This window comes from Giesbergeria sinuosa (assembly GCF_042652905.1).
In the GTDB taxonomy this organism is placed as follows: Bacteria; Pseudomonadota; Gammaproteobacteria; order Burkholderiales; family Burkholderiaceae_C; genus Simplicispira; species Simplicispira sinuosa.
In genome coordinates this window covers 51,395-74,819 of record NZ_JBHSHJ010000002.1, presented here as the reverse complement: position 1 = coordinate 74,819, position 23,425 = coordinate 51,395, and the positions used below count along the sequence as shown (strand labels likewise).

Below are 23,425 nucleotides of genomic sequence, written 5' to 3'. Positions count from 1 at the left end.
CTGCGCTATTCCTGCGCCAACCCAGTTGGTACTGGTACATCACTCCATACCGTTGTGCCCAGATAAGCTGCCTGCACCTGTGGGTTGGCACGCACCCTTTCTGGGGTGTCACAAGCAACGATCTGCCCCTGCACCAGCACAGCGATCTTGTCTGCCAACCCAAATACCACCTCCATATCGTGCTCCACCGTCAAGAGGGTGCGGCCTTGTGTGGCCTGCCGTATCAACTGGATGAAATGTGTCGTCTCGCTGCGGCTCATGCCTGCGGTGGGCTCATCGAGCAAAATCACACGGGCACCACTGGCCAAGGTCATGCCCAATTCCAATGCCCTCTGTTGTGCATAACTCAGGTGCATGGCTGGGGTATCACGGCTATCGGTTAATTGCAGCAACTCCAGCAGTTCAGCACTGCGGGCATTGGCATCATGCAAGCCAGAGAGCAGATGCCAAAAACTGTAGCGGTAGCCTAGACTCCACAGCAAACTGCAACGTAGATTGTCAAACGCACTTAAGCGAGGAAAGAGATTACTGATCTGAAAACTGCGCGACAGCCCCAGACGGTTAATCTCATACGCAGGCTTGCCATCAATGCGTTGCCCCTGCAACCAAATCTTCCCGCCAGTGGGTGGCATGCGCCCGCTGATGAGATGAAACAAGGTGGACTTGCCCGCACCGTTAGGGCCAATGATAGCCAGACGCTCACCACTGGCTACCGTCAGGTTAACTCCACGCAACACATCGGTTTTGCCAAACCGCTGATGCACATCACACAACTCAAGCGCCCAAGGGGAAACGGGATACGGCACCGGACTGTGCATTGGATTGCTCTTGTCTCTCCCCCTAAGGACAGAGACCGCTGCTACTAGGCGTTCGCGGATGGTACGGTAATCTGGCATAGCACGTTGCGGTGCTTGGCTTTGATATGCCTCACGAATCACGAGGCTGCCCGGGCAAAACGGCGCAGAACGCTTGCTATGAAATTTTGCAGGAAAAAGCACAGTCGCCGAAGCAGGGAAATCAACTGTCTTTGTCACAAGGCGACTCGTTTGCCCAGTTTGACTGGAGCGGGTGAAGGGAATCGAACCCTCGTATGAAGCTTGGGAAGCTGCCGTTCTACCATTGAACTACACCCGCATGCCTTCGCATTATAGGCTGCTGCACGCCTTTGTATTCGCAAAGCGTTGCAACATGATACTGGCACACCCACCACCTAAACACAGCACGGCTGCACCACCCCAGTGCAAAAACAGATTGGTGTGGAGCGCAACACCCAAAAACCCCAATTCTGGCCCCAGCGTGGCCTGCTGTTGCCAATGGTAGGCCATCTCTACCAAAGCACAAGCGCCCAGCACCGCTGACACCGTAGCCAAGGCTTGCAGTAGGTACCAGCGCCAGCACAAACGCCATTGTCTTAACGCACCTAGCCAATGCCACCCAGCCACCAACACACTGACCAACCCACCGGGGGCATACATCACCATGCCAATGAAAACCAGCCCCAAATACAAAAGCCAAGCGGCCGAAATCTCAGACCACCACACCAATGTCAAGACCATCAACACGGCCCCCAGAATCGGGCCGGCAAAAAACGCTGCTCCCCCCAAAAAGGTGAAGAGCAAATAATGGCCTGAACGCACCATGCTAAAACTGTCGGCTGCCGTCACCATTTCCAGATGAATGGCAGCCAGTGCACCACCAACCCCGGCAAAAAACCCAGCCATCATGAAAGCTATATGGCGCACACGTTGTGGGTTGTAACCAATGAATGCCACTCGCTCGGGGTTGTCGCGCACAGCGTTCAGAACACGGCCCAGAGGTGTCTGGGTCAGCGCCCACATCGCCAAAGCACACAACAAGCCATAGACAGCAATCAAATAATAGACCTCGATAGCAGAACCAAAGGTGATGCCTCCCCATGCAGGGCCATAAACCCGATTGGTACTGATGCCGCTTTCCCCCCCAAACCATTGCGGAAACATCAAAGCCACAGCGGCCATCAGCTCGCCCAACCCCAAAGTAATCATTGAAAATACCGTGGCCGATTTGCGCGTGGCGGCAAAGCCCAACAAGGCAGAACACACCAACCCTGCAGCCCCCCCCACCAAAGGCACCAGCACCAAGGGCACCAGCCAACCGCCCTGACTGGCTGTGTTCATCACATGCACCGCCATAAAAGCGCCCACGCCAGAATAAACCGCGTGACCAAAGCTCAACATACCGCCTTGACCCAGCAAAATGTTGTAACTCAGACAAATGATGATCAAATAGCCCATCTGCGAGAACATGCTCAGGGCCAGACTGCTGCGCCACACAAAGGGCAACACCAATGGCAGCAGAATAAGCAAGGCCCACAGCATACCCATCACCCAGCGCGGCCGCATGGTTTGGGCAGTGGTTGTAGTCATCGCAGGCGATATCCTTTAATCTTGGCGCTGGCCCAGCAGCCCTTGGGGGCGCAACACCAGCACCAACACCAGCAGCACATAGGGCAAAATGGGCGCCAGTTGCGCCACCGTTAATTGCCCCCATGCGCTACCCTCACCCAGCGACGAGCCGCCCAGCACTTGCCAAAAACGGGCCACTGGGGTGTCTATAGCCACTGCCAATGTTTGCAATAGGCCAATCAACAAAGAGGCCAAAAAAGCCCCGACCAGCGACCCCATCCCCCCCACGACCACCACCACAAAAATGATGGAGCCCACCGAAGCCGCCATGCTTGGCTCGGTCACATAGGTATTGCCACCAATCGCCCCAGCCAATGCTGCCAATGCACAACCGCCGCCAAATACCCACATAAAAACACGCGGCACGTTATGCCCCAACGCCTGCACCATCTCAGGATGCTCCAGTGCCGCCTGAATGACCAGCCCAATACGGGTATAGGCCAGCAATAACCCGATTGACGCCAACATGAGCAAGGCTACCAGCATAATGAAAGCGCGTGACTTCGGAAACTGCACGCCATACAGGTGGAACAATGGCCCCTGCAAAGCTTCTGGCAGGGTGTAAGGCACCGTAGAGCGGCCCCAGAGCAATTGCACCAACTCCAGCACCAGATAAGACAAACCAAACGTCACCAGCAACTCTGGCACATGACCGAAGCGATGCACACGACGCAAACAATAACGCTCAAACATCGCCCCCAGCACTCCTACCGCCAAGGGTGCTAGCCACAGTGCCAACCAAAAACCCCACAACGCCGAAAAGCTGTAGCCCAAATACGCCCCCAACATATAAAAGCTGGCATGGGCAAAGTTGAGCACCCCCATCAGGCTAAAGATGAGCGTAAGACCAGCACTGAGCATGAACAACAGCAACCCATAGCTGATGCCATTGAGCAAGGACACCAACAATAACTCCAAACCCATCAGCAGTGCTCCTTCGCTGGACACAAGAACAAATCCAGCACCAGCGGTGCCAGCATGTTAGCGGCTTGGCAAATACCCACCAGGCTTTAACCCTGCCCCCTTTGTGCTTGCACGCCGCCGACGACAATCGGCTCCATGAATCCGTCTGCCGATAATCCACTGCTGGCCGATGCAGGCTGGGTCTGGCACAACCGTTTTGCCAGTCTCGGCCCTGCATTCTTTACCCGGCTGCCTCCCAGCCCCCTACCAGCCCCTTACTGGGTGGGCATCAGCCCAAGCACAGCACAACTGCTAGGGTTAAAAACCGACTGGTTGTCGTCTGATGCCGCCCTACACGCCTTCAGTGGCAATATACCCTTGGTAGGCAGCGCACCGCTGGCCAGCGTCTACAGTGGACACCAGTTTGGCCATTGGGCTGGACAGCTGGGTGATGGCCGGGCCATCTGGCTAGGCGAGGTGCAAACTCCCACCGGCCCACTGGAGTTGCAACTCAAAGGCAGTGGACGCACCCCCTATTCTCGTGGTGGCGATGGCCGGGCGGTATTGCGCTCCAGTATTCGTGAATTTCTGTGCAGTGAGGCCATGCACGCGCTGGGCATTCCAACCACCAGGGCGCTGTGCATCACTGGCTCGCCCGAGCCGGTATACCGCGAAACCCGAGAAACCGCTGCCGTGGTCACTCGGGTCGCACCCAGTTTTATCCGCTTCGGGCATTTTGAACACTTTGCAGCCCGTCAACAATGGCCCGAACTGCGCCAACTGGCTGATTTCGTGATAGACCACTACTATCCAAACTGTCGCCACAATGACCGTTTTAATGGCAACACTTATGCAGCCTTGCTACATGCGGTGTCGCAACGCAGCGCCCAATTGGTAGCGCAATGGCAAGCCATCGGTTTTTGTCATGGCGTACTCAACACCGACAACATGAGCATTTTGGGCCTGACACTCGATTACGGCCCTTTTCAATTCTTGGATGCCTTCGATCCCGGCCATATCTGCAACCACAGCGATCACCACGGCCGCTATGCCTTCCACCGCCAACCCGAAATCGTGCGCTGGAACCTCTACCGCCTGGGGCAAGCTCTGCAACCACTGATTGGTGAACCAACCATCGCAGAAGCCGCTTTGGAGGACTACCAGCAACAGTTTAGCGATTCGTTTTTGCAGCAAATGCGGGCTAAACTGGGCCTGTCCACTCCTTGCCATCAAGACACGGCACTGGTGGGCAATTTACTGCAATGGCTGGCACTCCAGCGAGTGGATTACCCCATCTTCTGGCACCGGCTATCAGTTGCTGTGGCCGAAGACCACTTTACCCCCGTGCGCGAATTACTGCTCGATCCGGTAGATTTTGATAGTTGGCTACCTCGTTACTTGGCGCGGCTGGGCCAAGAAAGCCGGGGGCAAGTGGCTGCTACGATGCAACACACCAACCCACGCTTTGTGTTGCGCAACCATCTGGCCGAAGAAACCATCGAAGCGGCGAAACTTGGCGACTTTTCTGTGCTCCAACGTTTGCAAACTGTGCTGGGCAGTCCTTTTGATGCCCACCCTGATCATGCGGCGTGGGCGGACTTTCCGCCCGCGTGGGCCTCTTCCATTTCCATCAGTTGCTCATCATGAACTTCCCCATCCAAAAAACCGAAGCCGAATGGCAAGCACTGTTACAAGCCAAGGGGGCAGAGCCCGGTGCGTTGCAAGTGACACGCCATGCGGCTACCGAACGCCCGTTTACTGGCAAATACAACCAGCAGTGGACCGATGGCAGCTACCACTGTATTTGCTGCGGCGCCACCTTGTTCAGTGCCCACACCAAGTTTGATGCTGGTTGTGGTTGGCCTAGTTTTTCGCAAGCTCTGCCCGGTGCTATCACCGAGGTCATGGATCACAGTCTGGGCCGAGTACGGGTAGAAACCGTGTGCAGCCAGTGCGGCGCCCACCTAGGCCATGTATTTGAAGATGGCCCCGCCCCCACCGGCCTGCGCTACTGTATGAATTCAGCCGCGCTAGATTTCACCTCTAGCCAGCCTTGACCCTCTAGCTCCACTGCCCCATGAAACTCCTGATCGATTTCTTCCCCATCATTTTGTTTTTTGTCGCCTTCAAGCTCGGTGGCATTTATGTAGCTACGGCGGTGGCCATTGCCGCTACCGTGCTACAGATTGCTTATCTGCGCTTCAAGCACGGCAAGGTAGAGCCTATGCAATGGCTCAGTCTGGGCGTGATCGTGCTATTTGGCGGCGCTACCCTGCTGGCCCAGAGTGAAACTTTTATCAAATGGAAACCCACCGTACTTTATTGGCTGATGGGTGGAGCCTTGTTGTTAGGACAACTGTTCTTGCGCAAAAATTTCATCAAAAGCCTGATGGGAGCGCAGATGGAATTGCCCGATGCAGTCTGGAGCCATTTGAATTGGGCTTGGGCCGGATTTTTTGCCAGCATGGGCGTACTCAACCTGTGGGTGGCCTACACCTTCGATACTGACACCTGGGTGAGCTTCAAGCTCTTTGGCGGCATGGGGTTGATGTTTGCTTTTGTCATTGCACAGGCACTCTATCTGTCGCGCCACCTGAAAGAGCCAGCGTTGCTCGGCAATGGCAAGGATGCACAGCCATGACCCCACAACAGCAGCCCCCCATCACTGCGGCGGCCTTGGCACACAGCCTGCACACGGCACTGGCTCCTACCACGCTGGAAGTGCTAGACGAAAGCGCGGCCCATGCGGGCCATACGGGTGCTAATGCAACAGGTGCTGGCAGCCATTTCCGAGTACGCATAAGCTCACCGGTGTTTACCAATTTGCCCCGTGTACGCCAGCATCGCCTTGTGTATGATGCGCTGCAAGAATGGATAAACCGTGGCGTGCATGCCATCGCCATTGAAATTCTCTGACCAGTCTTTTTCCCTTTTTTGGATTTCTCTCATGAAGAAACAGTTTCTGTCCAGCTTGATGGCTGCTGCCATGCTGGGCACCTTGGCCCTGCCTGCTTCCGCCCAAAACCTGGCCGTCGTCAACGGCAAGCCTGTGCCCACAGAGCGTCTGAACACCATCAAGGATCAGGTAGAACGCTCTGGCCGCAAAGTCACCCCCGAGATCGAAGCACGGATCAAAGACCAGATCATCACAGCCGAAGTGTTTACCCAAGAGGCTCAGCGCCTGGGCTTGGAATCTTCGGCCAGCTACAAAGCACAGATGGAACTGGCCCGTCAGCAAGTGCTGATCAACGAGCTGTTTTCTAACTACGAAGCCAAGAACCCTGTCACTGATGCCGAAATCCAGACCGAATACGACAAGTTCGTTGCGGCCAATGGTGGCAAAGAATACAAAGCCAGCCACATCTTGGTAGAGAAAGAAGACGATGCCAAGGCCATCATTGCCTCCATCAAAAAAGGTGGCAAGTTTGAAGACATCGCTAAAAAACAATCCAAAGATCCTGGATCGGGCGCCAAAGGTGGCAACCTGGACTGGGCCAATCCAGCCAGCTATGTACCCGAATTCACCGAAGCTCTGATCAAACTGGAAAAAGGCAAAATGACCCAAACCCCGGTCAAGAGCCAATTTGGCTGGCACGTTATCCGCCTGGATGACACCCGCCAAGCCCAATTGCCCAAGCTAGAAGAGGTCAAGCCCCAAGTGGCTCAGCAATTGCGGCAACAAAAGCTGGCGCAATACCAAGAAGGCTTGCGTACCAAAGCCAAGGTGGAATAAACCCCTTGGCCCTGCCCTTGCAGACAACGCGGCTTCGGCCGCGTTTTTTGTGAGACAGGCACAGAAAAAATAAAAAAGCCTGTTGCACAAAATGCAACAGGCTTTTAAACGGTGGTCGGAGCGGCGGGATTCGAACTCGCGACCCTCTGCTCCCAAAGCAGATGCGCTACCAGGCTGCGCTACGCTCCGACAAGACTTGTATTCTAACCGGAAAAATCTCTGTTCTGAAGAGAATGGCTAAAAAAATCAGCCCAACAAACCATTAACGGGGGGCTGGGCCAGGGCCACGGCCTGCCAAATGACGGAAAGTGATGCGACCCTTGGTCAGATCGTAAGGGGACATTTCCAGTGACACCTTGTCACCCGCCAAAATACGGATGTGGTGCTTGCGCATCTTGCCACCCGTGTAGGCAATCAACTGGTGCCCATTGTCCAGCGTCACGCGAAAACGCGAGTCGGGCAGGACTTCAGTCACGCTGCCCTGCATTTCAATCAGTTCTTCTTTAGCCATTTTCTATCTCGTAAAAAGCAAATTGGTATGTTTATCGTCAAGGTCTGGTGCTGACGCGCATTGCGCATCCGGCACAAGAACCATGCCCCCTGTAGGGGTGGGCTGCACTTGGCGTGGCGGGCTGTGAGAGTCGCTGCACCCGTAGGACAGGTCAGGAAAGTGCCGAGGATACGGCTTCAGTGTGCATGCAGAACGCGCTGTGCATGAGCAGTCTCGATTGTAACGCGCTTGTCGCCTGTCTGACCAGTGCTGTATCAACGCTGCGCCGTTGGCTGCACTGCAGCAGCTAAGGCGCGCAAAAGATCCGTTTGTGTGACGATGCCCACCAGCCGCAACTCTGCATCCACAATCGGAATGTGGTGGTAACGGCCCTGCGAAAACAAGGGCACCAGCTCCATTGCATATTGTTGGGCCTGTGCTACCTGCACTGGCCCCGACATCAACTCGCTGACCACACTGGGTGGTTTGTGGCTGCGACGCACCATTGCACGCAAGCGTTGTCCCCAAGAAGCTGGCATTGGGGGACGGGCCAATTGCATGAAGTCAGTGGTAGTGACCATACCGCACACCCTGCCTTGGGCATCCATTACGGGCAAGGCTTTTACCTGCTCTTGCTGCATCAACGCCCAAGCCTGCGAGAGGGATACACCCGCTTGCACTGCCAGCGGCGGACTGGACATGATGTCTGCACAGCGCAAATCGCCCAGCGTGCGCTGAAAAGCGGCCCGACCGGCCATGTGCAACAGCCCTTCTAGATCCGCCCGACTGATATCCAACACACCGTTGTAATGGGCCAGCGCCGTATCCAAATCACTGGCCGTGAATTGCCCTGGTGATTGCGAACTGGCGGGTAATGCCGATGGTGCATGGGGATAACTGCGGCCCGTCAAGTGGTTGTAGGCCATCCCCACCAGCAGTAACACCCACAGCATGAGCAACACGGCACGAACATCGGGCATCAGTCCCTGCTGTTGATGACTCAGCACCATGAACAAAGCCAATGCGGCCCCAGGGGGATGCAGGCACCGCAACAACAACATGGCCAGCACAGCCCCAGCCACGGCAAAGGTAGCCGCCCATACTGGCTCGGGCCATAGCACTGCGCCCAATGCCCCAGCGCCCATCGACACCATGCTGCCACCTAACAAAGGCCACGGCTGTGAGAGTGGACTTGACGGCATCCCAAACACCAACACCGCACTGGCGCCCAAGGGAGCAATCAGCCACGGCCCCGCCGTTGGCATCCAGCCCTGCCACCAACGCCCCACCCAAGCCACCGCCCAGATCCCCAACGCAATACCCACCACCACGCGGACTGCCTCGACACGGTCAATGCCCAAAACCCCCGGTTGAAAACGCGCCCACCACGCCTTACCCGGCCAAGAAGACTTGGGCACAGGAGGGGTCGATGGAACGGGGTCTGGCAAAGACATAAGCAACCGAACGTAGGGTGAAAACAAAAGCACCAGAGAGGCCGATTCTGCCCGCGTACACCCATGCCAACATCGGTACCGATAGAATGCCCCTATCCTGCCATTACCAGACAGCCCTACCTGTGTCCGATCGTCTTGCCGTCTTGCCACAATATCTGCTGCCCCAACGGGCATTGACCACTCTGGCCGGTCGTGTGGCTCGCGCACAGGCTGGTGCCTGGACGACAACCCTGATTCGGCGTTTTGTAGCCCGTTATGGCGTTGACATGTCCGAGGCAGCCGACCCCGACATCCGCAATTACGCCAGTTTCAATGATTTCTTTACGCGCTCGCTCAAGCCGGGGGTTCGGCCTTTGGCCCGAGCCGACCTGATTTGCCCTGTCGATGGGGCAGTAAGCCAATTTGGGGCTATTGAGGGGGAGCAGATTTTTCAGGCCAAGGGCCACCGCTACAGCGCCACCGCATTGCTAGGCGGTGACGCTACTGTGGCCGCTCAGTTTGCCAACGGGCACTTTGCGACCATCTACCTCAGCCCGCGCGACTACCACCGCATTCACATGCCCTGTGCTGGCAAACTGCACAGCATGGTGCATGTGCCAGGAGCCTTGTTCTCTGTCAATCCCACCACCGCGCGCGGGGTGCCGGGCCTGTTTGCCCGCAATGAGCGGGTGGTCTGCCTGTTTGAAACAACCTACGGCCCAATGGCCATGGTGCTGGTGGGTGCCACTATCGTGGGCAGCATGGCCACCGTTTGGCACGGTCAAGTCAATCCACCGCGCACCGGACAATTGCGCAGCTGGAACTATGCCGATCAGAACATTTACTTGGAGCAGGGCCAAGAGATGGGCCGCTTTTTACTCGGCTCGACCGTGGTGCTGCTGTTTCCACCAGGCCCCTTGCATTTCAGCACCCACTGGGCGCCTGCCCGCCCCGTCCGGCTGGGCCAAACCATGGCAGAACACAAAACCACAGCGCCATAAACAGCCCGCCTTGGTGTGCCCTCAGCGGCCAGACTGGCGCTCGATTGCAAACAAAGCCGGTGCTACGCGCAAGGTTTCGGGTCGTACTGGAGCTTCTACACCGTTGAGATAGATCCACAAGTCTCCTCGGCGAATCATCACATAATGAACTGTGTGCCTTTTGGTACCACGCAACACCACCGTGCCGGGTCGAAACAACGGCATGCGAAAGACCTTGCCATTTACTGAACTGGCAGTCAGGCTCAGGGGTTGTTGTTTGGCTTCCGATGGAACTGCACTCATTTCCTCAATCCTATCGTACTGCACCCATGCTTTACACGCAGAGCCCAGATGACATGGTGCCCTGAAAGGAAATTGTTGTTTTACTGTGCCATGACAAGGACTGTGTAAGCTGCACAGGATAATCGCAGGCATGTCTCTCCTGCCCTACCAGCTTGAACTCCTCTCTCCTGCGCGCGATGCCGACATCGGCATTGAGGCCATCAACCACGGCGCCGATGCTGTTTATATCGGCGGCCCTGCCTTTGGCGCCCGCGCCGGAGCCGGCAACGATTTGCGCGACATTGAACGCCTGATCCGCCATGCCCATCGCTTTCACAGCCGCATCTTTATCACGCTCAATACCATTTTGCGCGACGATGAACTCGAAGGTGCCCGCCAAATGGCATGGGATGTGTACCACGCCGGTGCCGATGCCTTGATTATCCAAGACATGGGGTTGCTAGAGCTGGACTTGCCCCCCATTCAGCTGCACGCGAGCACCCAGACCGATATCCGCACACCCGAAAAAGCACGTTTTTTACAAGACGCTGGCTTGAGCCAGATTGTGCTGGCCCGTGAATTGACGGTGCCACAAATTGCCGCCGTGCGTGCCGCCACCGACCCTGCACGCTGCGCCATCGAGTTTTTTGTGCATGGTGCACTGTGCGTAGCCTATAGCGGCCAGTGCAACATTAGCCATGCCCACACAGGCCGCAGTGCCAACCGGGGCGATTGCAGCCAAGCCTGCCGCCTACCCTACCAAGTGGTGGACGACACGGGCCGGTTTGTAGCCCACGACAAACATGTCTTGAGCATGAAAGACAACAACCAAAGCGAAAACTTGCGTGCTTTGGTGGATGCCGGCGTGCGCAGCTTCAAGATCGAAGGCCGCTACAAAGACATAGCCTATGTGAAAAACATCACGGCGCACTACCGCAAACTGCTCGATGACATCTTGGAGGAGCGCCAGTTCTCTGAGCAGCCACTGGCACGCGCCTCCAGCGGCCAGACCACCTTTACCTTCACACCAGATCCATTGCAAAACTTTAACCGTGAGTTCACGGATTATTTTGTCAATGGTCGCAAAGCAGACATTGGTGCTTTTGACACGCCCAAGAACCCTGGTCAGGCCATTGGTTGGGTAACCAAACTGGGGCCAGATTTTGTCGAACTAGAAGTGAGCAACCCCGAAACTGTGCTGCACAACGGCGATGGCTTGTGTTACTACGACCTGCAAAAAGAACTGGTTGGGCTGGCCATCAACCGGGCCGAACCTGTATCAGCACGCCATAAAACGCAATGGCGGGTCTTTCCTAAAGACCCTCTGGCCAACCTGAAAGATTTGCGCAAAGGCACAGAGATCAACCGCAACCGAGATATGGATTGGGTGCGCACGCTGGACAAAAAATCCAGTGATCGGCGCATTGGCCTGTGGGTACAACTGACTGAAATAGTGAACGGCTTTGCCCTCACCCTCACCGATGAGGACGGGTTTACAGGAACGGCTCAAGTAGCGCAAGCCCACCAGCAGGCCACAGATCCCGGCAAAGCTGAAGCCAGTTTGCATGAACAACTGGGCCGTTTTGGCACCACCATTTTTGCGGTGCATGACGTCAGTCTGTCGTTGTCACAACCGTGGTTTGTGCCAGCCTCGGTACTGAACGCATTGCGCCGCGAAGCCGCAACAGCCCTGGAAGCCGCTCGCCTCAGTGGGCTACAACGCCTACCGCGTGCCCAGCCAGTGGAGCCCCCCGTGCCATATCCAGAAGACACGCTCAGTTACCTGGCAAATGTGTTTAACCATAAAGCCAGAGACTTCTACGCCAAGCATGGGGTACGGGTGATTGACGCTGCCTACGAAAGCCACGAGGAAGAAGGCGAAGTCAGCCTGATGATCACCAAACATTGCGTGCGTTTCTCACTGAGTTTGTGCCCCAAACAGGCCAAGGGGGTCATTGGCGTCAAGGGTACGATCAAGGCCGAGCCACTGCACCTGATCAATGGCAAAGAAAAACTGACGTTGCGTTTTGACTGCAAACCTTGCGAAATGCATGTGATGGGCAAAATCAAGCGATCCGTGCTGCAACAGCAGCAAAAAGCGGTGCAAGAACAGCCTTTGCAGTTCTACCGTACCCGTCCTACCTGAACGAAGCAAGGAGACAAGCCCATGACCACCCCTGAGTCTCCCGCCCAACCGGGCGAATGGCATCTGCAAGATATCGATACCTTGGCTCAGGCACAGGCTGTGGATGTGCAGCAAGGCTTGGCCAGCACAGAAGCCGAACGCCGCGCCAACACCCACGGCCCCAATGAATTGGAAACCGGCAGCCAGCGCAGTCCTTGGGTTTTGTTGCTTGATCAGTTCAAGGATTTCATGGTGCTGGTGTTGCTCGGAGCAGCCATCATCTCTGGGTTGATAGGAGAAATGACCGACACGCTGGTCATTTTGTTTATCGTGGTGCTCAATGCGGTAATCGGCTTTGTACAGGCGTGGCGGGCTGATAAGGCGCTGGCAGCCCTGCGCCAATTGGCTGCAGCCCAGGCCACTGTGCTGCGCAACGGCCAAGTGCAGGTAGTACCCGCCAATGTGCTCGTGCCGGGCGACATCGTGCTACTTGAGGCGGGCAACCAGATTCCGGCCGATTTGCGCCTGATCGAGATTGCACAGTTGCAGGTGGACGAGTCCTCGCTGACTGGCGAATCGGTCACGGTCGCCAAACAAACCGCTACTTTGCAGCGCCAAAACAGCCATGCTTTGGGCGACCGCACCAACATGGCATTCAAGGGCACTACGGCCACACATGGCCGTGCCCGTGGTTTGGTAGTAGCCACCGGAATGCGTACCGAATTGGGCAAAGTAGCCACTTTGCTTGACAGCGGTGAGCGCAGCACCCCGTTGCAACTGCGCTTGGCGGCTTTTGGCAAAAAACTGGCGTTGGTGGTATTGGCGATTTGTGCCGTCTTGTTTTTAACGGGTTTGTTGCGCGGAGAAGACCCGGCGCTGATTGCCCTGACGGCCATCAGCTTGGCCGTCGCGGCCATTCCTGAAGCACTGCCTGCCGTAGTGACCATCCTGTTGGCATTGGGGGCACGCCGCATGGTGGGAGTTCATGCCCTGGTGCGGCGCTTGCCATCGGTAGAAACACTGGGCTCTGTCACCACCATCTGTTCAGACAAAACTGGCACCTTGACACAAAACCGAATGCACGCGGAATTGTTGTTGGCCTTGGAAGATCGCTGGATTCCCGGTGATGCTTTGCCCAGCCCCGTACATGCCGAGGCTTTGCGCGCCGCGGCTCTGTGCAATGATGCAACCCGCCATGCCGACCATGCCACCACCAGCCCCAGCCATCAATGGCAAGGCGACCCTACTGAAACTGCACTGGTCTTGGCCGCTTATGCGGGCGGGTTAGACAAAACCACCTTGGAAGCGGCCCAGCCACGGGTACAAGAACAACCCTTTGACTCAGACCGCAAGCGCATGACCACCTTCCACCGGGAGGGTACTGGCTTTGTGGCCTACACCAAAGGAGCCCCGGAGTCTATGCTACCGCGCTGCACCCAGCAATGGACACCCCAAGGCCCACAACCCCTGGACACAGAGGCTGTGCTGCACAAAGCCCAGATGCTGGCAGCGCAAGGTCTGCGCGTATTGGCACTGGCCCGGCGCAACCATACCCGTTTGCCAGACACCAACGCCCTAGAAGCCGTAGAAAATCAACTCGAACTGCTGGGCCTGATCGCCCTGATTGATCCCCCACGCCCCGAGGCACAAGCAGCGGTACACGATTGCATTACCGCAGGTATCGTCCCGGTGATGATCACTGGCGACCACCCAGCCACTGCGCGCGCCATTGCCCACAGGTTGGGCATCGTCACCCATGCCGACGCACCCGTATTGACAGGCGCCGATCTAGCCAGCATGGACGATGCGAGTTTGCAAACGCATGTGCGTGGCGTTCAGGTCTATGCGCGGGTAGATCCAGCGCAGAAAATCAGGATTGTGCAAGCACTGCAAGCCCAAGGCCATTTTGTGGCCATGACAGGCGATGGCGTCAATGATGCCCCCGCCCTCAAACGGGCTGACATTGGCATATCAATGGGTAAGGGCGGCACAGATGTGGCACGTGAGGCTTCGAGCTTGGTGCTGCTGGACGATAATTTTTCTACCATTGTGGCAGCCGTGAAAGAAGGGCGGCGCATCTACGACAACATTCGCAAGTTTGTTCGGTACACCATGACCGACAACTCTGGCGAGATCATCACCATCTGCATGGCCCCGCTTCTGGGGCTGCCCATGCCGCTGTTGCCCATCCACATTTTGTGGGTCAATTTGGTTACCGATGGTCTGCCTGGGTTGGCTTTGGCCACCGAACCAGCCGAACGCAACATCATGCGCCGCCCACCGCGCCCACCGACAGAAAGCATGTTTGCCGGTGGAATGTGGCAACATATTGTGGGTATTGGCTTGCTGCTGGGGGCTTTGTGCTTGGGTGTGCAGGCGTGGGCCATACACACTGGCCACGAAAATTGGCAGACGATGGTGTTTACGGTGCTGATTTTGGGTCAGATGGCACACATCATGGGCATACGCTCCGAAACAGAACCACTGTGGCGCTTGGGCCTGGGGACTAACCTGCCGTTGCTGGGTGCTGTGGCATTGACCTTTGTGTTGCAGATGGCAACGATTTATGTACCGGCGCTCAACCCTATCTTCAAAACCCAACCTCTGAGCACGCTGGAGTTGGTGATTTGTCTGGGTGCGGCCTCGATGATGTATGTGGCAGTAGAACTGGAAAAAATGTGGCGCCAGCGTCCACGCCGTGCTGGTGCCTGACCCTCAGCAGGGTGTGGCGGGTGCGGATGCAGCATCGTGCCTGACTAAACCATAGTAGCTGGCCCATGCCCCCCAACCACACAAGGCCATGACCAACGCCAACGGCTCGCTGGTGCCGTTGTGCAAGCCCCCAACCAAGGTGCCTGCCAACGTGGCAAACAGAAAAGCCAGGGCACCATTGAAGGCAGCCGCAGTGCCAGCCCGCTGCCCTTGGGTTGCCAAGGCAGTGGCACTGGCATTAGGGCCAATGACCCCCACACTGGACATAAACACAAAACAGCCTGCGGCAAACCAGCCCAGCGACATCCAGCCCGTCAGTGCCAACACGGCCAGTGCAGACCCAGCCAATGGTGGCAGCCATAAGGCCAAGCGCAGCAAGGTAGTGGCGGCTGTCTTTTTAAGCCAATAAGCGTTGAGCTGACTGGCCACAATCAATCCCAACGCATTGGCACCAAAAAACCAGCCGTAGTTCTGCGGTGTGACACCATAAAGCTGCATCAGCACAAAGGGTGAACCTGCTATGTAGGCAAACATGCCGGCACGGGTCAGGCCGGCACTGACCACCAACCCCATAAAAGTGCGGTCACGCAACAAGTTGCGGTAATTGCGCGCCACCGTACCCCACTGCAATGGTGGCTCTTGGGTAGTGTCGTGGCTCTCTTGCAAGCCCAGCCGCACTCCCCACAAACAGATGAGCCCAAACACCACCAAGACGCCAAAAATGGCCCGCCAACCCCACCATTGCAGTAACCAGCCCCCCAACAAGGGCGCCAGAATAGGTGCCAGCCCCATGACCAGCATCAGCAACGAGAAAATACGCGCCGATTCGCGGGCACCCATGCGGTCATGCACGATGGCACTGGAAATGACCAAACCAGCACATCCCCCCATGCCCTGCAAAAACCGGCATACCCACAGCATCGTGATGTTGTCGGCCAGAGCACACCCCAACGAGGCCACGGTGTACACGGAAAAACCCACATACAACGGCCATTTGCGGCCAAAACGATCACTGACAGGGCCGTAGATCAACTGACCCAACATCAGGCCAATAAAGAAGGTAGACAGTGTCCACTCCATGCTACCGGCGGGGGCGTGCAAATCTTGCTCTACCTGCCCAAAACTGGGCAGGTACATATCGATGGACAAGGGGGCTACCGCTGTCAGTCCCCCCAGCAGCAGCACCCAAAGGATAAAGCGGTGGCCGGTGAGAGGCTCCGGCGATACAAACACAGAGGAGGAAGAAGAACGCATGGACAACGCTGTGCAGAGCGCAAACGGCCATGCAAAAGCCGACCATTATCCCGTGGACATCCATTTCTTGCAGGGCGGCCACGGTACACAAAAAGCATAAGCACATCTGCAAAACATTGCTGGTGCTGTAGTGCCCCATGCAACAATGCCCGCCAGCTCCGCACGAGCGCGGGGCTCGCCTTTGAGGAACACATTTCATGCATCTTGATACCCTTGCCGTTCACGCTGGTTACTCCCCTGACCCCACGACCAAATCGGTGGCCGTGCCTGTCTACCAGACCGTTGCTTACGCCTTTGACAGTGCTCAACATGGTGCCGACCTGTTCGACCTGAAAGTCCAAGGCAACATTTACACCCGCATCATGAACCCGACCACCGACGTGCTGGAAAAGCGTGTGGCGGCCTTGGAAGGTGGCATTGCGGCGCTGGCAGTCGCCTCGGGGATGGCGGCCATTACCTATGCCATCCAAACTTTGGCCGAAGCGGGCGACAACATTGTCTCGGCCAGCACCTTGTATGGCGGCACCTACAACCTGTTTGCCCACACCTTCCCACAACAAGGCATTGAGGTGCGCTTTGCCGATCCGCGCGACCCAGCCAGCTTTGCACAGCACATTGATGCCCGCACCAAGGCCATCTTTATTGAATCGATTGGCAACCCGTTGGGCAACGTCACCGACATCCGTGCTTTGGCCGATGTGGCCCATGCCCACGGTGTGCCACTGATCGTGGACAACACCGTGCCCAGCCCCTATCTGTTGCGCCCGATTGAACACGGCGCCGACATTGTGGTGCACTCACTCACCAAGTACCTGGGTGGCCACGGCAACAGCGTGGGTGGTGCGATTGTCGATAGTGGCAAATTTCCTTGGGCCGAGCACAAAGAGCGTTTTAAACGCCTGAACGAGCCCGATGTGAGCTACCACGGCGTGGTGTACACCGAGGCACTGGGTGCTGCAGCCTTTATTGGCCGTGCCCGTGTGGTGCCGCTGCGCAATATGGGTGCGGCCCTGGCACCGCTCAATGCTTTCCTGATTCTTCAAGGCATTGAAACCCTGGCCTTGCGGATGGATCGCATCTGCGATAACGCCCAAGCTCTGGCCCAATACCTGCAGCAACACCCCAAGGTGGAATGGGTGCGCTATGCTGGTCTGCCTGACCACCCCGACCATGCGCTCGTCCAGCGCCAGCTCGGTGGCAAGGCTTCGGGGATTTTGTCGTTCAGCCTCAAGGGCCAAGAGGCCGACCCGCGCGCTGCTGGAGCGCGCTTCTTGGACGCACTGCAATTGTTTACCCGTTTGGTCAATATCGGCGATGCCAAGTCGCTGGCTACCCATCCCGCCTCCACAACCCACCGCCAGCTCAACCCCACAGAACTGGCCAAAGCAGGCGTCAGCGAAGGCATGGTGCGCTTGTCTGTAGGCATTGAGCACATTGACGATCTGCGCGCCGACCTGGCCCAGGCGCTAGAGCAGGTATAAGTTGTGTTGCTGCCCCCCTGGGGCATACAGACACAAAAAAGCCCTCGTCAAGAGGGCTTTTTTTATGCAGAGCGCAGCAAAGCACGCTCTGTAGCAGCGGAATCAGCCGCCCTTCTTCGAGCGTTTGCCGGGGTTCTTCTTGCTGCGTGTTGCCACGCCGCGCTCCAAGCTCACGCGCTGACCACGGCCAGGGGTGGGCAAGGTCACGCCATTGGGAGTCTGGGGACGGGGGGTGCGCTTGCGATCTGCTTCCGTAACGATTTTGTTGCCCATGAATGGCCTCCGTTAAAAGTGAAAATAAAAAGAAAAGTCCTCCATTAGGCCACAGCCTGAAGGAGCCCATAGCAAACGAGGGCTGCTCACGCCTTGGTGCCTCTATGGTCTGTGCTGCGCAACCGTTGCCCCCACAGCACCACGACCAACACCACAGCACCCGCCAATACCCCCAATACGGCATTGAGCACATTGGGTAGGAGTACCTGCCACAACGCACCAACAGGCCATTGCAATGCCGCTGTGCCTGCCGCCTCGATATGGTGGTGTAACCACGGCACACCATGCGCCAAAATACCTCCACCGACCAAAAACATGGCCGCAGTGCCTGCCACCGACAGCCCCTTCATGAGCCAAGGTGCTGCCCCCACGATACCCCGCCCCAGCCCTTGCACCAAAGTGCTGCTTTGGCGGGTCAGCCACAGGCCCAGATCATCGAGTTTGACGATGCCAGCGACCAACCCATAGACCCCCACCGTCATCAGGACGGCAATGCCAGACAGCACCGTCACCTGTTGAATAAAAGGCGCGGCCGCTACCGTGCCCAAGGTAATGGCAATAATTTCGGCCGAGAGAATAAAGTCTGTGCGCACAGCACCTTTCACCTTGTCTCGCTCGAACGCTGCCATATCGGTGGTTGGCTCGCTCCCAGCCAATATAGCGGTGTTGTCGTGCCCATCGGCCTCATCGGTAGCGCCATGCATAAAATGGTGGGCCAGCTTTTCACAACCCTCAAAGCACAGGAAAGCCCCCCCCACCATCAGCAGGGGTGTCACCGCCCAAGGGGCTAAGGCACTGATCAGCAGCGCCAAAGGCACCAAAATTGCCTTGTTAAGCAGTGATCCCTTGGCCACGGCCCAAACCACCGGGATTTCACGCTCAGCCCGCACCCCGGCCACCTGTTGCGCATTGAGCGCCAAATCATCCCCCAGCACTCCAGCCGTCTTTTGTGCTGCCACCTTGGTCATCACCGAGACATCGTCGGCCATAGCCACGCTCTTTTTTGCGGCTACTTTGGTCATCAAAGCCACATCGTCAAGGATGGTGGCGATGTCATCCAACAGGGTTAACAAACTGGCTCCGGCCATAGCAGCTCCTTAGGGAGAATAAAAAAACAGCTTTCAGCCCGATGATGACGGAAGCTGAAAGCTGCATTGTGATACGGCCTAGATCTGATCGACAGGTGCCGGTCAAGCGACCCAACGGCGCGCATTGCGCCACAGGCGCAACCACGGGCTGGCAGCACTAGCACCACCACTGGCGGCCATGTCCGTCCAGCTCATTTGCACGTTGCGGAACACGCGCTCGGGGTGCGGCATCATGGCAGTAAAGCGACCATCAGCGGTGGTTACGCCGGTCAGGCCACCCGCGCTGCCGTTGGGGTTGAACGGGTAACGCTCCGTGGCTGCGCCAGTGTTATCGACAAAGCGCATGGCCGCCAGCACTTGGGCGGCATTGCCCCGGTGCTTGAAGTTGGCATAGCCCTCGCCGTGGGCCACGGCAATCGGCAAACGGCTACCGGCCATGCCCTGCAAGAAGATGCTGGGCGACTCCAACACTTCGACCATGCTCAGGCGGGCTTCAAAGCGTTCGCTTTGGTTGGTAGTGAAGCGCGGCCAATCTTGTGCGCCAGGGATGATGTCGGCCAATTCGGCAAACATTTGGCAACCATTGCACACGCCCAAACCAAAGGTGTCTGGGCGGGCAAAGAAGCCTTGGAATTGCTCGGCCAGCACCGGGTTGAAAGTGATGGAACGCGCCCAGCCAATGCCTGCGCCCAAGGTGTCGCCGTAGCTGAAGCCACCGCAGGCCACCACGCCTTGTACGTCTTGCAAACGCACCCGGCCGGTTTGCAGGTCGGTCATGTGGACATCTACGGCCTCAAAACCGGCTTCGGTAAAGGCATAGGCCATTTCCACATGCGAATTGACCCCCTGCTCGCGCAACACGGCCACTTTGGGGCGCGAGAGGTTCAGGAACGGCGCAGCCACATTCTCTGCCGGGTCAAACGTCAGATGGACGTGCATACCGGGGTCTTGGGGGTCACCGGCGGCAGCGTGTTCGGCATCGGCGCAGGCGGGGTTATCGCGCTGCTGGCAGATTTTCCAGCTCACGCTGTCCCAGACTTGGTGCAAGTCAGCCAATGGGGCGCTGAACACTTCTTTGGCATCGCGCCAGATGGACAATTGGCCCTTGCCTGCATCGATGCTGGAACTGAGCGGACGGGTCTTGCCGACAAAGTGGCTGAACTTGGACAAGCCATGCTCGCGCAAGGTTTGCATCACGGCGTTGCGCTCGGCAGTGCGTACTTGCAGCACCACGCCCAGTTCTTCGCTGAACAGGGCCTTGAGCGTCAGCTCTTCGCGGCGGGCGCTCACTTGCTGTGCCCAGTTCTTGGAATCGCCGGTGTCCATGCGGCTATCGCTGATGCCGTCGCCTTCTGTGACCAACATGTCAACATTCAAGGCCACACCCACATGGCCCGCAAAGGCCATTTCGGCCACGGCGGCCAGCAAGCCGCCATCGCTGCGGTCGTGGTAGGCCAGAATTTGTCCTTGGGCACGCAAGGTGTTGATGGCCTTGACCAATTGCATCAGGTCTTGGGCATCGTCCAAATCGGGCACTACATCGCCCGATTGGTTCAGCACTTGGCCCAGAATGCTGCCGCCCATGCGGTGCTGGCCCTTGCCCAAATCGACCAACAGCAGCGTGGTGTCTTCTTCTTGGGCGTTCAGTTGCGGAGTGAGCGTGCCACGCACATCATCCAAGGTGGCAAAGGCGGTGATGATGAGGCTGACGGGCGACACCACTTTATGGCTTTCGCCAGCGTGCTGCCATTGGGTACGCATGGACAGCGAGTCTTTGCCCACCGGAATTGAGATACCCAAGGCTGGGCACAGCTCCATACCCACGGCTTTTACCGTTTCGTACAGGGCGGCATCTTCGCCCGGCTCGCCACAAGCAGCCATCCAGTTGGCCGACAGTTTGACGCGCGACAACTCCACCGGCGCAGCCAGCAGGTTGGTAATGGCCTCGGCAATCGCCATGCGGCCCGAAGCCGGGGCATCCAAGGCAGCCAATGGGGTGCGCTCACCCATCGCCATCGCTTCACCGGCAAAGCCCTTGAAATCGGCCAGCGTCACGGCCACATCGGCCACCGGAATCTGCCACGGCCCGACCATTTGGTCGCGGTGTGTCAGGCCGCCCACAGCGCGGTCGCCAATGGTGATGAGGAAACGCTTGGAAGCCACGGTGGGGTGACTCAGCACATCAATGATGGCTTTTTGCAAATCGACACCGGTCAGTTCCATCGGCTGGAAGGCACGCTGCACGGTTTGGACATCGCGGTGCATCTTGGGCGGCTTGCCCAACAATACCGACATGGGCATATCGACCGGGAATTTCTGGTCTGCTGCCGTAGCGGCGGTGTCTTCCAGCACCAGTTGGCGTTGTTCGGTGGCCGTGCCAATCACGGCAAACGGGCAACGCTCGCGCTCACAAAAGGCACGGAACTGCTCCAGCGACTCGGGCGCAATCGCCAGCACGTAGCGTTCTTGGCTTTCGTTGCTCCAAATTTCTTTGGGCGACAGGCCCGACTCTTCCAACTGCACCGCACGCAGGTCAAAACGCGCACCGCGTCCCGCATCGTTGGTCAGCTCAGGGAAGGCGTTGGACAAGCCACCCGCACCCACATCGTGAATCGCCAAAATCGGGTTCTTCTCGCCCTGCGCCCAGCAGTGGTTAATGACTTCTTGGGCGCGGCGTTCAATTTCGGGGTTGCCGCGTTGCACCGAGTCAAAATCCAGTTCAGCGGCATTCGTACCCGTGGCCATCGAGCTGGCGGCACTGCCGCCCATGCCAATGCGCATACCGGGGCCACCCAGTTGAATCAACAACGAACCGGCGGGAAATTCGATTTTTTTCGTTTGCTCCGCATCGATCACGCCCAAGCCACCGGCAATCATGATGGGTTTGTGGTAGCCACGCTGCACACCGGCCACGGTTTGCTCGTATTCGCGGAAATAACCAGCCAAGTTGGGACGGCCAAACTCATTGTTAAAGGCCGCGCCGCCCAACGGGCCTTCAATCATGATTTGCAGCGGGCTAGCGATATGGCCGGGTTTGCCGCCAGCTTGGTCGGACGCGCCGTCCCAGAGTTTGGACACGGTAAAGCCCGTCAGGCCCGCCTTGGGCTTGGAGCCGCGCCCGGTAGCGCCCTCGTCACGGATTTCACCGCCCGCACCCGTAGAAGCACCGGGGAAGGGCGAAATCGCCGTGGGGTGGTTGTGCGTTTCTACCTTCATCAGCACATGGTGTGTGGCCTGTTCTTTTTGGTAGCTGTTGGCATCACCTTGCATACGGGCCACAAAACGCTCCACCACACTGCCTTCCATGATGGAAGCGTTGTCAGCGTAGGCCACCACCGTGTGCTGGGGGGCCAATTGGTGCGTGTTGCGAATCATCGCAAACAGGCTCTTGTCTTGGGTTCGCCCGTCAATGGTGAACTGGGCATTGAAAATTTTGTGGCGACAGTGTTCGCTGTTGGCCTGCGCGAACATCATCAGCTCGACATCGGTAGGGTTGCGCTGCAAACCTTGGAAGGCAGTGACCAGATAGTCGATTTCGTCCTCGGCCAGCGCCAGCCCCCATTGCTTGTTAGCGGCAATGAGTGCAGCCCGGCCACCGCCCAACACATCCACATGCTCCATTGGCTGGGCGGGCAGCTCGGTAAACAGGGCTTGTGCGCCGCTCAAATCCGTCACCACCGATTCGGTCATGCGGTCGTGCAGCAGGGCCGCCACTTGCTGCAGCTGCTCGGCATTCAGGCTTGGCTTGCTGAGCAGGCCCGACTGCAAAGTGAGGTGGTATTCGGTCACGCGCTCAATGCGGCGCACGGCCAAGCTGCAATTGTGGGCAATGTCGGTGGCTTTAGAGGCCCAAGGCGATACGGTGCCCAAACGGGGCGTGACAATCAGCGCAGCGCCCTCGGCGGGGCCAGCATAAGGCTCACCATAGGTGAGCAAGGCCGCCAGACGCTCTAGGGTGTCTGGCGCTGGTGCAACATCGGTGGCCACCAGATGGACAAAGCGTGCCGCAATCGAGGCAATCTTGGGGTGGATGGCTTGGAGCGCAGGCAAAAGTTGCTGGGCGCGGAAGGGGCTGAGGGCATTAGCGCCCGCAAGCGTGGTGATGTGCAAGGTCACGTTGGCGGCCTAGTTGATAAAAATAAGAGGCAAAAGAGGCTGGACAGCGCCAGCAGAAGGGGCCATTTTACCGGCCTGCCCCCATCCAAGCCCCCGCTGTGACCAATGGCA

At 57.6% G+C, this 23,425-nt stretch carries 19 protein-coding genes and 2 tRNA genes; 9 read left to right on the top strand and 12 right to left on the bottom strand.

Translation table 11 applies throughout. The annotated features are described in order from the left end of the window. Positions 1 to 5: 5 nt before the first annotated feature. From ACFO6X_RS03000 to ACFO6X_RS02985, 4 genes are all read right to left on the bottom strand, one after another. Entirely contained in the window at positions 6 to 818 is an 813-nt protein-coding gene (locus tag ACFO6X_RS03000; RefSeq protein ID WP_382430492.1) for an ABC transporter ATP-binding protein, read from the bottom strand. Positions 819 to 1,060: 242 nt separating this feature from the next. After that, positions 1,061 to 1,134: transfer RNA gene (locus ACFO6X_RS02995), tRNA-Gly, on the bottom strand. An 11-nt stretch (positions 1,135 to 1,145) separates the two neighbouring features. Continuing rightward, positions 1,146 to 2,405: a branched-chain amino acid ABC transporter permease gene (locus ACFO6X_RS02990; RefSeq protein WP_382429928.1), complete on the bottom strand. Its 1,260-nt coding sequence runs from the start codon at positions 2,403 to 2,405 to the stop codon at positions 1,146 to 1,148. 15 nt (positions 2,406 to 2,420) lie between these two features. Further along, the gene (locus tag ACFO6X_RS02985; RefSeq protein WP_382430490.1) at positions 2,421 to 3,368 is read right to left on the bottom strand and encodes a branched-chain amino acid ABC transporter permease; all 948 of its coding nucleotides are present in this window, start codon (positions 3,366 to 3,368) and stop codon (positions 2,421 to 2,423) included. 135 nt (positions 3,369 to 3,503) lie between these two features. On the opposite strand from ACFO6X_RS02985, the gene ACFO6X_RS02980 reads away from it, so the two are divergent. The 5 genes from ACFO6X_RS02980 to ACFO6X_RS02960 are packed head-to-tail and all read left to right on the top strand — an operon-like array spanning position 3,504 to position 7,080. After that, positions 3,504 to 4,994, top strand: a complete 1,491-nt coding sequence (locus ACFO6X_RS02980) for a protein adenylyltransferase SelO (RefSeq protein WP_382429926.1) — start codon at positions 3,504 to 3,506, stop codon at positions 4,992 to 4,994. Next, positions 4,991 to 5,404, top strand: coding sequence for a peptide-methionine (R)-S-oxide reductase MsrB (gene msrB, locus ACFO6X_RS02975; RefSeq protein WP_382429924.1), 414 nt, complete (start codon positions 4,991 to 4,993; stop codon positions 5,402 to 5,404). Before ACFO6X_RS02980 ends, msrB begins: the two co-directional genes overlap by 4 nt. A gap of 20 nt (positions 5,405 to 5,424) precedes the next feature. Beyond that, positions 5,425 to 5,988, top strand: a complete 564-nt coding sequence (locus ACFO6X_RS02970; protein WP_382429922.1) for a septation protein A — start codon at positions 5,425 to 5,427, stop codon at positions 5,986 to 5,988. Next, positions 5,985 to 6,263, top strand: coding sequence for a BolA family protein (locus tag ACFO6X_RS02965; protein ID WP_382429920.1), 279 nt, complete (start codon positions 5,985 to 5,987; stop codon positions 6,261 to 6,263). Before ACFO6X_RS02970 ends, ACFO6X_RS02965 begins: the two co-directional genes overlap by 4 nt. Positions 6,264 to 6,294: 31 nt before the next feature. Beyond that, entirely contained in the window at positions 6,295 to 7,080 is a 786-nt protein-coding gene (locus ACFO6X_RS02960) for a peptidylprolyl isomerase (RefSeq protein WP_382429918.1), read from the top strand. A 112-nt stretch (positions 7,081 to 7,192) separates the two neighbouring features. On the opposite strand, the gene ACFO6X_RS02955 is transcribed toward ACFO6X_RS02960, so the two are convergent. The 3 genes from ACFO6X_RS02955 to ACFO6X_RS02945 form a co-directional block, all read right to left on the bottom strand. Next, positions 7,193 to 7,269 (bottom strand) — tRNA-Pro (locus tag ACFO6X_RS02955). Between the two features lie 73 nt (positions 7,270 to 7,342). Beyond that, on the bottom strand, positions 7,343 to 7,591 hold the full coding sequence (gene infA / locus ACFO6X_RS02950) for a translation initiation factor IF-1 (RefSeq protein ID WP_382429916.1): 249 nt from the start codon (positions 7,589 to 7,591) through the stop codon (positions 7,343 to 7,345). Between the two features lie 254 nt (positions 7,592 to 7,845). Continuing rightward, on the bottom strand, positions 7,846 to 8,988 hold the full coding sequence (locus tag ACFO6X_RS02945) for an HPP family protein (RefSeq protein ID WP_382429914.1): 1,143 nt from the start codon (positions 8,986 to 8,988) through the stop codon (positions 7,846 to 7,848). A 158-nt stretch (positions 8,989 to 9,146) separates the two neighbouring features. Between ACFO6X_RS02945 and asd the strand changes: the two genes are divergently transcribed. Next, the gene (gene asd / locus ACFO6X_RS02940) at positions 9,147 to 10,004 is read left to right on the top strand and encodes an archaetidylserine decarboxylase (protein ID WP_382429912.1); all 858 of its coding nucleotides are present in this window, start codon (positions 9,147 to 9,149) and stop codon (positions 10,002 to 10,004) included. Positions 10,005 to 10,025: 21 nt separating this feature from the next. On the opposite strand, the gene ACFO6X_RS02935 is transcribed toward asd, so the two are convergent. Beyond that, positions 10,026 to 10,286 carry a hypothetical protein gene (locus ACFO6X_RS02935; RefSeq protein WP_382429910.1) on the bottom strand — a complete coding sequence of 87 codons (261 nt, stop codon included), beginning with the start codon at positions 10,284 to 10,286 and terminating at the stop codon, positions 10,026 to 10,028. Between the two features lie 130 nt (positions 10,287 to 10,416). Here ACFO6X_RS02935 and ACFO6X_RS02930 point away from each other — a divergent pair, with 130 nt between their 5' ends. Both ACFO6X_RS02930 and ACFO6X_RS02925 read left to right on the top strand, forming a co-directional pair. Then, positions 10,417 to 12,411 carry a peptidase U32 family protein gene (locus tag ACFO6X_RS02930; RefSeq protein WP_382429908.1) on the top strand — a complete coding sequence of 665 codons (1,995 nt, stop codon included), beginning with the start codon at positions 10,417 to 10,419 and terminating at the stop codon, positions 12,409 to 12,411. A 21-nt stretch (positions 12,412 to 12,432) separates the two neighbouring features. After that, complete coding sequence (locus tag ACFO6X_RS02925; RefSeq protein WP_382429906.1) at positions 12,433 to 15,102, top strand: cation-translocating P-type ATPase; 2,670 nt, start codon at positions 12,433 to 12,435, stop codon at positions 15,100 to 15,102. Between the two features lie 3 nt (positions 15,103 to 15,105). Here the strand turns inward: ACFO6X_RS02925 and ACFO6X_RS02920 are convergent, their stop codons facing one another. Then, a complete protein-coding gene (locus tag ACFO6X_RS02920) occupies positions 15,106 to 16,356 on the bottom strand; it encodes a Bcr/CflA family multidrug efflux MFS transporter (protein ID WP_382429904.1) in 1,251 nt (416 codons plus the stop codon). Between the two features lie 197 nt (positions 16,357 to 16,553). Here ACFO6X_RS02920 and ACFO6X_RS02915 point away from each other — a divergent pair, with 197 nt between their 5' ends. Beyond that, positions 16,554 to 17,837: an O-acetylhomoserine aminocarboxypropyltransferase/cysteine synthase family protein gene (locus ACFO6X_RS02915; RefSeq protein ID WP_382429902.1), complete on the top strand. Its 1,284-nt coding sequence runs from the start codon at positions 16,554 to 16,556 to the stop codon at positions 17,835 to 17,837. A 102-nt stretch (positions 17,838 to 17,939) separates the two neighbouring features. Here ACFO6X_RS02915 and ACFO6X_RS02910 read toward each other — a convergent pair whose 3' ends face one another. The 3 genes from ACFO6X_RS02910 to purL all read right to left on the bottom strand — a co-directional run bounded on the left by ACFO6X_RS02910 (position 17,940) and on the right by purL (position 23,314). Continuing rightward, a complete protein-coding gene (locus ACFO6X_RS02910; protein ID WP_382429900.1) occupies positions 17,940 to 18,110 on the bottom strand; it encodes a hypothetical protein in 171 nt (56 codons plus the stop codon). 86 nt (positions 18,111 to 18,196) lie between these two features. Beyond that, a complete protein-coding gene (locus tag ACFO6X_RS02905; protein WP_382429898.1) occupies positions 18,197 to 19,198 on the bottom strand; it encodes a DUF808 domain-containing protein in 1,002 nt (333 codons plus the stop codon). Positions 19,199 to 19,300: 102 nt separating this feature from the next. Further along, the gene (gene purL / locus ACFO6X_RS02900) at positions 19,301 to 23,314 is read right to left on the bottom strand and encodes a phosphoribosylformylglycinamidine synthase (protein ID WP_382429896.1); all 4,014 of its coding nucleotides are present in this window, start codon (positions 23,312 to 23,314) and stop codon (positions 19,301 to 19,303) included. Positions 23,315 to 23,425 lie beyond the last annotated feature (111 nt).

Bases quoted from the DNA above. Each gene is read 5' to 3' on its own strand.
- ACFO6X_RS03000 (WP_382430492.1), bottom strand. From the start codon at position 818: ATGCACAGTCCGGTGCCGTATCCCGTTTCCCCTTGGGCGCTTGAGTTG.
- ACFO6X_RS02990 (WP_382429928.1), bottom strand. From the start codon at position 2,405: ATGACTACAACCACTGCCCAAACCATGCGGCCGCGCTGGGTGATGGGT.
- ACFO6X_RS02985 (WP_382430490.1), bottom strand. From the start codon at position 3,368: ATGGGTTTGGAGTTATTGTTGGTGTCCTTGCTCAATGGCATCAGCTAT.
- ACFO6X_RS02980 (WP_382429926.1), top strand. From the start codon at position 3,504: ATGAATCCGTCTGCCGATAATCCACTGCTGGCCGATGCAGGCTGGGTC.
- msrB (WP_382429924.1), top strand. From the start codon at position 4,991: ATGAACTTCCCCATCCAAAAAACCGAAGCCGAATGGCAAGCACTGTTA.
- ACFO6X_RS02970 (WP_382429922.1), top strand. From the start codon at position 5,425: ATGAAACTCCTGATCGATTTCTTCCCCATCATTTTGTTTTTTGTCGCC.
- ACFO6X_RS02965 (WP_382429920.1), top strand. From the start codon at position 5,985: ATGACCCCACAACAGCAGCCCCCCATCACTGCGGCGGCCTTGGCACAC.
- ACFO6X_RS02960 (WP_382429918.1), top strand. From the start codon at position 6,295: ATGAAGAAACAGTTTCTGTCCAGCTTGATGGCTGCTGCCATGCTGGGC.
- infA (WP_382429916.1), bottom strand. From the start codon at position 7,591: ATGGCTAAAGAAGAACTGATTGAAATGCAGGGCAGCGTGACTGAAGTC.
- ACFO6X_RS02935 (WP_382429910.1), bottom strand. From the start codon at position 10,286: ATGAGTGCAGTTCCATCGGAAGCCAAACAACAACCCCTGAGCCTGACT.
- ACFO6X_RS02930 (WP_382429908.1), top strand. From the start codon at position 10,417: ATGTCTCTCCTGCCCTACCAGCTTGAACTCCTCTCTCCTGCGCGCGAT.
- ACFO6X_RS02925 (WP_382429906.1), top strand. From the start codon at position 12,433: ATGACCACCCCTGAGTCTCCCGCCCAACCGGGCGAATGGCATCTGCAA.
- ACFO6X_RS02920 (WP_382429904.1), bottom strand. From the start codon at position 16,356: ATGCGTTCTTCTTCCTCCTCTGTGTTTGTATCGCCGGAGCCTCTCACC.
- ACFO6X_RS02915 (WP_382429902.1), top strand. From the start codon at position 16,554: ATGCATCTTGATACCCTTGCCGTTCACGCTGGTTACTCCCCTGACCCC.
- ACFO6X_RS02910 (WP_382429900.1), bottom strand. From the start codon at position 18,110: ATGGGCAACAAAATCGTTACGGAAGCAGATCGCAAGCGCACCCCCCGT.
- ACFO6X_RS02905 (WP_382429898.1), bottom strand. From the start codon at position 19,198: ATGGCCGGAGCCAGTTTGTTAACCCTGTTGGATGACATCGCCACCATC.